Source organism: Nocardia sp. NPDC049149 (assembly GCF_043197455.1).
GTDB lineage: Bacteria > Actinomycetota > Actinomycetes > Mycobacteriales > Mycobacteriaceae > Nocardia.
Window position 1 is genome coordinate 366,910 of the sequence record NZ_JBICTD010000006.1, and the last position, 11,749, is coordinate 378,658.

The 11,749-nt window shown below is 67.2% G+C and carries 9 protein-coding genes; 5 read left to right on the forward strand and 4 right to left on the reverse strand.

The window, feature by feature from the left end; translation table 11 throughout:
• The first annotated feature begins 402 nt into the window (after positions 1–402).
• The gene (locus ACGFNJ_RS25905; protein WP_393453168.1) at positions 403–1,413 is read left to right on the forward strand and encodes a malate dehydrogenase; all 1,011 of its coding nucleotides are present in this window, start codon (positions 403–405) and stop codon (positions 1,411–1,413) included.
• A gap of 563 nt (positions 1,414–1,976) precedes the next feature.
• On the opposite strand, the gene ACGFNJ_RS25910 is transcribed toward ACGFNJ_RS25905, so the two are convergent.
• The 3 genes from ACGFNJ_RS25910 to ACGFNJ_RS25920 all read right to left on the reverse strand — a co-directional run bounded on the left by ACGFNJ_RS25910 (position 1,977) and on the right by ACGFNJ_RS25920 (position 6,130).
• Entirely contained in the window at positions 1,977–3,056 is a 1,080-nt protein-coding gene (locus ACGFNJ_RS25910) for a 2-oxoacid:ferredoxin oxidoreductase subunit beta (protein WP_393453171.1), read from the reverse strand.
• Positions 3,053–5,002: a 2-oxoacid:acceptor oxidoreductase subunit alpha gene (locus ACGFNJ_RS25915; protein ID WP_393453174.1), complete on the reverse strand. Its 1,950-nt coding sequence runs from the start codon at positions 5,000–5,002 to the stop codon at positions 3,053–3,055. The genes ACGFNJ_RS25910 and ACGFNJ_RS25915 overlap by 4 nt, the downstream gene beginning before the upstream one ends.
• A 111-nt stretch (positions 5,003–5,113) precedes the next feature.
• On the reverse strand, positions 5,114–6,130 hold the full coding sequence (locus ACGFNJ_RS25920) for an Rv2578c family radical SAM protein (protein ID WP_393453177.1): 1,017 nt from the start codon (positions 6,128–6,130) through the stop codon (positions 5,114–5,116).
• A gap of 230 nt (positions 6,131–6,360) precedes the next feature.
• On the opposite strand from ACGFNJ_RS25920, the gene ACGFNJ_RS25925 reads away from it, so the two are divergent.
• Both ACGFNJ_RS25925 and ACGFNJ_RS25930 read left to right on the forward strand, forming a co-directional pair.
• Positions 6,361–6,906 (forward strand): hypothetical protein, encoded by a 546-nt coding sequence (locus ACGFNJ_RS25925; RefSeq protein WP_393453180.1) that lies wholly within the window; start codon positions 6,361–6,363, stop codon positions 6,904–6,906.
• 136 nt (positions 6,907–7,042) lie between these two features.
• Positions 7,043–7,840 (forward strand): hypothetical protein, encoded by a 798-nt coding sequence (locus tag ACGFNJ_RS25930; RefSeq protein WP_393453183.1) that lies wholly within the window; start codon positions 7,043–7,045, stop codon positions 7,838–7,840.
• A 10-nt stretch (positions 7,841–7,850) separates the two neighbouring features.
• Here ACGFNJ_RS25930 and ACGFNJ_RS25935 read toward each other — a convergent pair whose 3' ends face one another.
• On the reverse strand, positions 7,851–8,855 hold the full coding sequence (locus ACGFNJ_RS25935) for an NAD-dependent epimerase/dehydratase family protein (RefSeq protein ID WP_393453186.1): 1,005 nt from the start codon (positions 8,853–8,855) through the stop codon (positions 7,851–7,853).
• Positions 8,856–9,110: 255 nt separating this feature from the next.
• Between ACGFNJ_RS25935 and ACGFNJ_RS25940 the strand changes: the two genes are divergently transcribed.
• Both ACGFNJ_RS25940 and ACGFNJ_RS25945 read left to right on the forward strand, forming a co-directional pair.
• Positions 9,111–9,428, forward strand: coding sequence for a type VII secretion target (locus ACGFNJ_RS25940; protein WP_069166042.1), 318 nt, complete (start codon positions 9,111–9,113; stop codon positions 9,426–9,428).
• Entirely contained in the window at positions 9,425–11,089 is a 1,665-nt protein-coding gene (locus ACGFNJ_RS25945; protein WP_393453190.1) for a hypothetical protein, read from the forward strand. Before ACGFNJ_RS25940 ends, ACGFNJ_RS25945 begins: the two co-directional genes overlap by 4 nt.
• The last annotated feature ends 660 nt before the right edge of the window (positions 11,090–11,749 follow it).

Consider the following 11,749-nt stretch of genomic DNA (forward strand, 5'->3'; position numbering starts at 1 on the left):
GCCGAGGGGCACTGGTGGCGGGGCCTTCTCGGGCGATGCCGCCACCAGTGCCTCGTGATCAGCCGACCAACTCCGGGGGCGGTGATTGCGAGGCGTGGGGCGTTCCTGCCGAGGGGGCAATGGTGGCGGGGCCTTCTCGGGCGATGCCGCCACCATTACCCCGTGATCAGCTGACCAACTCCCGAGGGGAGCTGGCGGGTCCGATTCCTGGCGACGAGTGGTACATGGCTGCGGCAAAGTGCGAGAGGACCTCTCCGTGGTGTGCCACTCGTTGACTGGGTTGCGCGATGGCGATTGCGAGGCGCGGGGTGTTCACTGTCGCGTTGCTCACCGCGGCGATTCGGGGGCGGTGCGAGTCGATAGGGTTGGGGGCGGGAGTCCGTCTACTGCAAGGAGTTAGCCGTGAGTACCGCTGCTCGGACCGCGCCTGTGACCGTTGCCGTGACCGGTGGGGCGGGGCAAATCGCGTATGGCCTGCTGTTCCGGATCGCGTCGGGGGCGATGCTCGGTCCGGAGACGCCGGTGCGGCTGCGGCTGTTGGAGATCCCGGCCGCGGTCGCCTCGCTGGAGGGGGTGGCGATGGAGCTGGAGGACGGCGCGTTTCCGCTGCTGGAGTCCATCGACATCAGTGACGATCCGTGGCAAGGGTTTTCGGGTGCCAACGTCGCGGTGTTGGTGGGCGCGCGGCCGCGGACGGCAGGGATGGAGCGGTCGGATCTGTTGGCCGCCAACGGGACGATCTTCACCGAGCAGGGCGCCGCGATCAATGCCAGTGCCGCCGACGACGTGAAGGTGCTCGTGGTCGGTAATCCGGCCAACACCAACGCGTTCATCGCGATGAGCAACGCACCCGACGTGCCTGCGGCGCGTTTCACCGCGATGACGCGCCTCGATCACAATCGCGCGATCGCGCAGCTGGCCAAGAAGACCGGCGCGCCCGCCGCCGACATTGCCCGGGTCGCCATCTGGGGCAACCATTCCGCGACCCAGTTCCCGGACATCGCGCACGCCACCATCGATGGTCGTCGGGCCCTCGACCTGATCGACGATCCCGCCTGGGTCACCGACGTTTTCATTCCGACCGTGCAGCAGCGCGGCACTGCCATCATCCAGGCGCGCGGCGCCTCCTCGGCCGCCAGCGCCGCGAGCGCCGCCCTCGACCACATCCACGATTGGGTCCGCGGCACCGCACCCGGCGACTGGGTCTCCATGGCGGTCCCCTCCGACGGTTCTTACGGCGTTCCCGAGGGCTTGATCAGCTCATTCCCCGTGACCTGCGCCGACGGCACCTATACGATCGTCCCCGATCTGGAGATCGACGCCGCCGCCCGCACTCGAATCGACACCAGCGTCGCCGAACTCACCCAAGAACGCGACGCCGTCATCGACCTCGGCTTCGCCAAGCGCAGCTGATCTGCGTCAGCCGCACACCTTTCGACACACGCATGGGTGTTGACTCGGCGAGTCGCTATGCGTTGGCGCAAAAGGTGTGCGGCGGTTGCCGGGGACGTTCGGGTAGGTCCTGGTCAATCCGCCTCGGGGCCGCCTCGGTTCGAAAGCCGCACGCCTTTGACATGGGTGTTGACTCGGCGAGTCGCTATGCGTTGGCGCAAAAGGTGTGCGGCGGTTGCCGGGGACGTTCGGGTAGGTCCTGGTCGATCCGCCTCGGGGCCGCCTCGGTTCGAAAGCCGCACGCCTTTGACATGGGTGTTGGCTCGGCGAGTCGCTATGCGTTGGCGCAAAAGGTGTGCGGCGGTTGCCAGGGGAGTCCGGGGTAGGTCCTAGTCGATCCGCCAGGGGCTGTCTCGGTTCGCGCCGGAGCCGCCCCGGTTCGCTACCGGCTGCGCCGCCCGGCCGAGGCACGCCCCAGCGGGAGCCAGGCGGGCCAGTCCCTTCGAACGGGCCCTAGCTGATCGTCCGGTCCCTGGCCGAGGCAAGCCCTGACGGGCGCTAGGCGGTCGCTTCGAGCAGCGGCCCTAACTGACCGTCCAGGTTTCCTGGCCGTTCAGCAGGTTCTGCAGCGAGTTCTCGTCGACCGGCTTGCGTTCGCGGGCGGTGGTCAGCTGGGTGCGAACACCGTCGTCGTAGGTGGGCCGGGCGACACTGCGGAAGATGCCGGTGACGACATGGTCGAGGGATTGGTCGGAGAGACGAGAGAGCGCGTAGGCGTACTCGGGGTTGTCGGCGTAGGCGTCGTGCACCACGATGTCGGACTCCGCCACGGTGTCGGCGCGCACCACCGCCAAGCCGAAACCGCTTTGCACGACGGCGAATTCGTTGTCGGCGCCGAACCGAATGGGTTGGCCGTGATGCAGCGGGACCAGATGGTTGGCGGCGTTGTCGCGCCGCAGCGCGTCGAAGGAGCCGTCGTTGAAGATCGGGCAGTCCTGCAGGATTTCGACGAACGAGGTGCCGCGGTGCTCGGCGGCGGCGCGCAGCACCTCGGTCAGCCCGGCCCGGTCGGAGTCCAAAGCGCGCGCGGCGAAGGTGGCTTCGGCGCCGAGCGCGATGGACAGCGTGTTGAACGGGTGGTCCACCGAGCCCATCGGAGTCGACTTGGTGATCTTGCCCTGCTCCGAGGTCGGCGAGTACTGGCCCTTGGTGAGGCCGTAGATCCGGTTGTTGAACAACAGGATCGTCATGTTCACGTTGCGGCGCAGCGCGTGGATGAGGTGGTTGCCGCCGATGGACAGCGCGTCGCCGTCACCGGTCACCACCCATACGGACAGGTCGGGCCGCGTCACCGCGAGACCCGTGGCGATGGCGGGCGCACGGCCGTGAATCGAGTGGATGCCGTAGGCCTCCAGGTAGTACGGGAATCGGCTGGAGCAGCCGATCCCGGATACGAACATCAGGTTCTCCCTGCGCAATCCGAGCTCGGCGAGGAAGCCGCGCACGGTGGCGAGGATGACGTAGTCACCGCACCCGGGGCACCAGCGCACCTCCTGATCGGAGGTGAAGTCCTTGACCTTCTGCGGACCGTCGGCAGCGGGTACGCCCGACAGCCCGGTCAGGCCGAGATCTGTGCCGACAAGCGAGGTTTCCATGATGGTCATTCGTTGCCCCCAGTCCGATAGACAGCCCGCGCGCGAGCGGCGAAGGCCTTGTCGTGTTCCATGTCCTCGATCGACCCGTCCAGCGCGGCGTCGATGACCCCGACGAGTTCCTGCGCGGAGAACGCGGTGCCCGCGATCTTCGTCCACGGCTGCACCTCGACCAGGTATTTCGCCCGCAGCAGCATGGCGAGCTGACCGCCGTTCATCTCGGGGGCGACCACCGTGCGATACCGGCGCAGCACCGCACCGAGGTTGGCGGGCAACGGGTTCAGATGACGCAGGTGCGCCTGGGCGACCGGCACCCCGCGTCGTCGGGCCCTGCGGCAGGCCTCACCGATCGGACCGTAGGAGCTGCCCCAGCCGATGAGCAGCAGTTCGGCGCGACCGTCCGGGTCGTCGACTTCGATGTCTGGCACGGCGATTCCGTCGATCTTGGCCTGGCGCAACCGAACCATGAGTTCGTGATTGGCCGGCTCGTAGGAGATGTTGCCGCTGCCGTCGGCTTTCTCCAGTCCACCGATCCGGTGCGCGCGCCCCTTGGTGCCCGGCACCGCGAGCGGCCTTGCCAGGGTTTCCGGATCGCGCGCATACGGCTGGAACGGATCCGCGTCGTCCCCGTCGGGTTCGTACGCCGGATCGATGGGCGCGAGCTCGGTGACACGCGGAATCGACCACGGCTCAGAACCATTCGCGATCGCGCCGTCGGACAGCAACAGCACCGGCGTGCGATAGGTGAGCGCGATCCTGGCCGCCTCCACCGCGGTGGCGAAGCAGTCGGCGGGGGAGCGCGGCGCGAGCACGGCGACCGGCGATTCACCGTTGCGCCCGTACAGTGCCTGCAGCAGGTCGGCCTGCTCGGTCTTGGTCGGTAGGCCGGTGGACGGCCCGCCGCGCTGCACGTCGATCACCAGCAGCGGCAGCTCGGTCATCACCGCGAGGCCGATGGTTTCGCTCTTGAGCGCGAGCCCAGGCCCGGACGTGCTGGTGACGCCAAGTGCGCCGCCGAGCGAAGCGCCAAGTGCCGCACCGATTCCGGCGATCTCGTCCTCGGCTTGGAAGGTGGTGACGCCGAAGTTCTTGTGCTTGCTCAGCTCGTGCAGGATGTCGGAGGCGGGCGTGATCGGATAGGTGCCGAGAAAAACCGGCAGCCCGGCGAGCTGCCCCGCCGCGACCAGACCGTAGGCGAGCGCGGTGTTGCCGGTGATCTGCCGATAGGTACCGGCGGGCAGCTTCGCCGGCGCGATTTCGTAGGTGGTTGCGAAACTTTCGGTGGTCTCGCCGTAATTCCAGCCTGCGCGGAACGCCAGGACATTGGCCTCGGCGATCTCCGGCTTGGCCGCGAACTTCTCCCGCATGAACTGTTCGGTGCCGCCGATCGGGCGCCCGTACATCCAGGACAGCAGCCCGAGCGCGAACATGTTCTTCGCGCGCTGCCCGTCTTTCTTGCCGACGCCGGTGGATTCGGTGGCGCCCAGCGTGAGCGAGGTCATCGGAACGCGATGGACCACGAAGTCGGACAGCGTGTCGTCGCCGAGCGGGTCGGCGGGGTAGCCGACCTTCGAGAGGTTGCGCTTGGTGAACTCGTCGGTGTTCACGATCACGGTGGCGCCGCGCGGCAGATCCTCCAGGTTCGCCTTGAGCGCCGCCGGATTCATCGCGACGAGCACGTCGGGCTGGTCGCCCGCGGTGAGGATGTCGTAGTCGGCGATCTGGATCTGGAACGACGAAACACCAGGTAACGTGCCCTGTGGCGCCCGGATCTCGGCGGGGAAGTTGGGCTGGGTAGCGAGGTCGTTGCCGAACGCGGCCGCTTCGTGCGTGAAGCGATCACCGGTCAGCTGCATGCCGTCACCGGAGTCTCCGGCGAACCGAATGACGACCTTTTCCAATTTCGCTGCGCCGGCATCGTTTTGGGTAGTGCCGACATCATTGTGGTGCGAAACCATGTGCCTGCTTCACTTCCTCGTCGATGAGAGGGTGCCATCGCCAAACTACTCCGCACCACGCGGTGCGTCCGCCCGATATGTGCGGTTCCACAAGAACTGCCGGTTCAGGCGTCAGGCGAACAATGCCAGCTGCGGGTCGGCGGCGTGCGGACTTTCCGGTTGTGTCTCCGGTTCGGCCGGTTTTTCCGGTGTCAGGCCGTGCCGTTCGAGCAGCGGATCGAGGCGGCCACGTAGCCAAGTCGAGTACTCGGGCGGCACGTACGCGCCGCGGCCGTAGAGCTGGCGATAGCGTCGTAGCAGCGCGGGATGGTGCTCGCCGAGCCAGTTCAGGAACCAGCCCCTGGTGCTGCCACGCAGATGCATCGGAAACGCGACCGCCGACCGGGCCCCGGCGTCGGCGATCGCGCCGAACAGCTCGTCCAGGTGCGCCTTGCCGTCGGTGAGATAGGGAATGACCGGCGCCACCAGCACATTCACCTCGAACCCCGCGTCCGACAGCGCACGGACGAGCTCCAGCCTCGCCTTCGGCGATGGTGTGCCCGGTTCGAGACTGCGATGCAGATCGAGGTCGAAGATGGCGATGGACACCGCGAGACTCACCTTCACCTCGCGCGCGGCCAGGGTAAGCAGCGGCAGATCCCGGCGCAGCAGCGTGCCCTTGGTGAGGATGGAGAACGGCGTCCCCGAATCGGTGAGCGCGCGAATGATGCCGGGCATCAACCGGTATCGCCCCTCGGCCCGCTGATACGGATCGGTGTTGGTGCCGAGCGCGACCGGTTCGCGATGCCAGGACCGCCTGCCGAGCTCCTTGCGCAGCACCGCGGCGATATTCGTCTTCACCACGATCTGCGAATCGAAATCGCGGCCCGCGTCCAGATCCAGATACTCGTGCGTCGGCCTTGCGAAGCAATACCGGCAGGCGTGCGAACAACCGCGCATCGGATTGATCGTCCACTGGAACGACATCGACGAATTCTCCGGCAGCTTGTTCAACGCGCTCTTGCACAGCACCTCGTGAAAGGTGATGCCCTCGAATTCCGGCGTCTGCACGGTGCGCGTCAACCCGGCCCGGGTCAGTCCGGGCAGGGCGCCGTCGTCGGCATCCAGGGTTTGGTTTTGCCACCGCACCCCTCCAGTCGAACATGTGTTCCCATGGGTTTGCAAGCGTTCGTTGTGTTGGGATCACTGCGTTTGCCTTGTAGGCGGGTGTCTTCGCCGGGGTGAGCTGGTCGGATCGGCGCTGGTCATGGTGCACGCGAGGTGGGTTTCGGAGTGCGAACTTCTCGCTGAGGGGAAGCGTGCGACGGCAAGGGGCCATAGCCTGGTCCTGTCGACGGCGGGGCGAAGGGTGAGGGTGAATGAGCGGCGACTACGTGTTCGTCACGAACAAGGGGCTCTACGAGACCCGCGGCGGGGAATTGGAAACGGTCGTGCTGCTGGGTGAGCATCGAGACGAAGTGCACGCTCGGTGGAGTCCAAAATCTCCCATCGACTCCTGGCGCGGAGGTGACGGCCCCGAGCCAACCGGCCCCTGGTCCGATCGCTTGAACCGCTCGGGGGAGGGGGAAGAAGTAAGAGTGGACTACGACGCTGCCGACCGCGTCGCATTCATCGAAGTGCACGAGCCCGAAACAGCCATTGCTGTCGATGACGAATGGCTGTACCTGATGAGGCGTCATCACACCGAGGCACTCGCCGAACTCGGCGAGAACGGCTTCGGTGACCCCGAAAAAGGCTCTGAGGGCTTCACATTCCACGACCGAGGCCTCGGTCTCTGGGTCCCATGGATCGATGACGACGAAGACGATCCACTCGATGAGGACGATGAGAACTACGGAGTCCGGGCAATCGCGATTTTCGCGCCCGGCTACTACGAATCCTCGCGCGAGCCTGCGAAATCTTGACCTCGATCGGCGAGGTTCCTTCGCCTGCCACGGGGACGTGCCCCGTCGGGGGTGTAAATGATTCTCGCGGTCCGGTATTCGCCCCAACCTGCGGAGTTCGCCGGAAAAGCCTTTGGGACCGGCATATCCTCGGGTGATGGTCGACGAGCACGACGATGACCTCACACCGAAGACCGAGGCCGCGGAAGAGGGTGACGAGGAAGACATCGATGGCGTCACGGTCGTCGAGGAATTCAGCTCGGGCAGTGGGGGATTCGGTGGGGGATTCAGCGGCGGTGGGAGCGGCGGCGATTCGGGCGGTGGTTCGACGGGCGGCGATTCGGGCGGCGGCGGTGGCGGAGCCATCGGTGTGGTCGTCGACGAGAGCGGCGAGGTCGTCGGCACGGTGACGGTGAATCCGGAGACCGGCACCGCCGAGACGTCCGGGACCGATGTGACTGTCGTTGAGGAGACGTCGAATCCGCCACCGGCGGGCGGATCCTCGTCCGGCGACGCGCCCGCCGAGGAGGCGCCTGCACCCGCGCCGTCGGGTGGCGGGGCCGCGCCGACGCCGACCTCGGCGATGCCGAGGTTCAGTCCGACGGCGTTCGTCTTCCGGGATCTCGGGGCCAATAGTCAACAGACGCAATGTGTTCCGATCGCGTTCGGTTTCCTGCAGAACGGCGTGCCGGTGATCACCCCGATCTCGGTGCCGACGCGCATCTCCGCGCCCAAACAGTTGGCCAATGGGACCGTCATCTCCAAGGACTTCGCCGCGGTGGTCAGCGCCGCAGCGGCGACCGAGGCGGCGCTGGTGGTGCAGGAACAGGTCGAGCTGGGACTCATCGACGTCAACGAGGCGCCGCTGGTGTTCCGCAAGGAACTCAACGATGTGTTCCGGCGCCAGCGCCGGAATTTCATTGCGAACCAATGCTTCCCGCCCGGCGGCCCGTGAGGTCGGCGGGTCAGGCGATCTGTCGAGCGTCCGGCGGGGTCAGGGCGGTCGGGTCGGCGAAGAAGGTGACCAGGTCGCGGACGGTGTCGTCGGTGGGGCGCGGGCGGTAGCCGAGTTCGCGTTCGGCCTTGGCGTGATCGACGAGCGGGGCCGAAATCAACGCGCCCAGTGCGGCTTTCGAGACGATATCGGAGTTGAAGAGCTTGCCGATCGGGGCGAGCACCGGGATCGCGCCGGCGACGAGCTTGGGAGAGATGGCGAACTTCGGGCCCTTCTTGCCGCCGTGGCCCGCGGCCAGGCGACACAGGTCGAGCATCGAGATCATCTCGCCGCCGAGCAGGTAGTTCTCGCCGGTGCGGCCGTGCTCGCCCGCGAGGATCAGTCCTTCGGCGACGTCACGCACGTCGACGAGGTCGAAGCCGCCGCCGATCATCGCCGGAATGCGGCCATGGGCAGCGTCTTTGAGGGTGCGGTTGATGCGGGAGAGTGGCTTGCTGTAGTCGAGTGGGCCGAACACGCCGGTCGGGTTGCAGAGCACGGCGTCGAGACCCTCGTCGATCACCGCGCGCAAGGCGATCTCGCCCGCCCATTTGGAGCGGTCGTAGACGGGCAGGGTGGTGTCGGTGGAGCGTGGGGCGGTCTCGTCGATCCGCCCGCCGCAGCGGTACTGGTTGAACGCGTGGATCGAGCTGGCGTGCACCATGCGGCGGGCGCCGACCTCGAGCGCGGCTTCGGCGACCACGCGCACGCCTTCGGTGTTCACCTTCCAGGCGAGGTCGTTCTTCTCCGCGAGGGTGATCACCGCGACGAGGTGGTAGACGATCTCGGCGCCGGCCAGTGTTTCCCGCATCGATGCTTGGTCGAGCACGTTGCCGCTCATCCAGGTGACGTTCGGCTCGGTGGCCGTCTGCGGCACCACGCGATCGATGGCGGTGACCTCGTGGCCGCGCGCGACGAGCAGGCGGAGCAGGTTCGTGCCAAGGTAGCCGGCTGCGCCGGTGACTGCGACCTTCATGCCGTCGAGAATATAGAACTTGTTCTAATTTGCAACGCGTTCCAGTTTGTTCGTCGGGTCGCAACCGCTCGGCGGGTCGAGATGCGGTTATTCCTGCCGTTGTCCCTGCCAGAACGTCGTCATAGGCTCGAAACTTGCCGGTACCGTCCGCTATATTGAGCCCAACCGAAGCGGCCGTGCCGTTCGGCATGGGCAGATGGTGACGACGAAGAAGTTCACGACACTGATGTGCACGACGATTTGGGGGGCAACTCGATGAGTGATCTCTCGGTAGAGACCGACGCGGTCCGGGCGTTCGCCGCCACGAACGCGGGCATCGCCGGTGATCTTGCGGGGGCGGGTAATTTCGACGCGGTCAAGAACGTCTCGGCACTCGTGCCGGTGTTCGGATTGATCGGTGTCGACTATTTGGCGATGTTCGCCGCTGCTCAGGTATTGCAGGCCAAAGACATCAACGATCTGTCCGCGAAATACGCCAAGTTGTCGGAGTCCGCGTTCAGCGCCGCCGCGGCGTACGACGTCACCGACGGGGTCAACGCCGGTTCGATCACCTCGCTAGGGGGTGCGCTGTGAAACCGCTCGACACCGGGGTGATCGCGCCCGAAGAACACGCGATGGCGCACGCCGCCGACCAGAATGTCGCAATCGGCCAGCAGGCCGTCATGGACTCGATGCAAAACCAGGCGGTCATCGACCTGCCACTCGGGCAGGTGCCCGAGGATCTGCCGCCTATCGAGCCGCCGGAGTTCGTGCTGGCCCGCAAGATCAGCGAGGACCAGCACAACGCGGTCGGCATGCCGGGCGGATTGCCGGGACTCGGCGGTAACCCTGCACCGGACACGTCGGTCATTTCCGGTGTCCCGTCCGATGTTTCGGCGCTGCTCGGCGACACCCACAACGCAGTCCAGCACGCGGCGGCCCCGATCGCCCAGGCCGCGCAGGGCACTCTGGACCAGGCTCAAGGCGTGCTCAACGGCGCCCTCGGTGGTGCCCCGACCTCGGTGTCCGCCGCGATCAACCAGGCACAAGCCGCGATCCCCACCTCGCTGCCCGCACTGCCCGCCGACCCGGTCGCCGCGCTCATGCAGGGCATCGCCGTGCCCGCGCTGCCCGGCGTCGACGTGCTGATGCAGCCGATCCTCAGCCTGCTGAGCAGCTTCGGCACCGGCATCATCGGCGCGCTCGACCCGACCGCGATCCTGAGCCAGTCCTCCAAGGTCATCGACATGGCTATGACGGTCGGCAAAGGCAGCATGACCACCGTCGAGCAACTGTGGCAGAGCCAGGCCTCCCGCAGCGCGCAAGCCGCCAGCCAGAAGGCCAACACCGAAGGCCAGGAGACCAGTCAGCGCGGCATCGACATCTCCGAGCTCACCCAGCGCGCCGCCGCGGTGGTGCAGCAGGGCAACGCCCAATTGCTCGGCGTCGCATCGTCGTTCGCCACCCAGGCGACCGCGCTCGCGCCGGTGATCCTGACCCCACCCGCCCAGGCCACGCTGATGGCGTCCGCCACCGAGCACCTCGGCCAGGCCGTCGGCATTGTCAACGCCACCCGCGGTGATCTGTCGGGCAAGACCGGCGAGCTGAGCGGGCTGGTGCAGCAGTTGGTCGCACCGGGCGGTGGGCCTGCGCCGCAGGAAGTCGCACAAGCGTTGGCGCAGAACGTCGGTCAGCCGATTCTCGAGCAGGCGCAGTCGGCCGCGACGGATACCGCGACACAGACCGCAGGCCTCAATTCGTCCACCACCGGCACACCGTCGACCACGACCGCGTCGACCCACAGCAGCCCGACCTCGACCCACACCGGCTCGCCGAGCAGCAGCCTGTTCGGCAGCCCGAGCCGCTCAGGCAGCCCGACCGGTACCGGCGGCAGACCCGGAACGACAGGCACCCCGTCGATCCCGAAGGTGCCAAGCGTCACCGGCACGCCCGGCTCCGTCTCCCCGGTCCGCCCGATCAGCGGCATGCCAGGCAGCACAACATTCGGCCCAGGCACCACCGGCACCCCCGGCACGACCACCGCAGGCTCGGGCAGCAGCTTCATGGGCGGCGCCCCCGGCGCCGCAGGCGCACGCAACGACGAGGAAGAACACTCGCGCACCGTGCAGCCCTACCAAAGTGCCACCGGCAACGACGATCTCACCGGCCCACTCGGTGAATCCACACCCGACGTGATCGGCGCGACGCACTCGGACGAGATTGTCAGCTCGGACTACGAACAGGATCAGTTCTGAGGGATGAGCACGGCCGGGCCTGAGTGACGATGGGTGAGTGGCTCGGGCGGCGAGGGTGAGTGGCTCGAGCGGCGAGGGTGAGTGGCTCGAGCGGCGAGGGTGAGTGGCTCGAGCGGCGAGGGTAATGGGCTGGAGCAGCGAGGGGCAATGGGCTCGAGCAGCGAGAATTGACTCAGGCCGGGCTGTCGTCGTCTGCGATCCGGTGTTCGACGTTCCAGTTCGAGTGGCGAGGGTGGGTGGCTCGAGCCGGGGCAATGGGCTCGAGCAGTGAGGGTGGGTGGTCTGAGCAGTGAAGGTCAACCCAGGCCGGGCTGTCGTCTGCGATCCGGTGTTGGCCGTTCCGGCTCTGGTGCCGGGGGCGATGGGCTTGGGTGGCGCGGGGTAACTGTCTTGGGCAGTGCGAGTTGATTCGGGCCGGGCTGTCGTCGTCTGCGATCCGGTGTTCGACGTTCCAGTTCGAGTGGCGGGGACGATGGGGCTCGGGCGGCGGGGGCGATGGCTGAGTGGCGGGGCGATGGGCGCGGGCGGCGAGGGTGTCTGGCTCGAGCCGGGGCAATGGGCTCGGGCAGTGAGGGTGGGTGGTCTGAGCAGTGAAGGTCAACCCAGGCCGGGCTGTCGTCTGCGATCCGGTGTTGGCCGTTCCGGCTCTGGTGCCGGGGG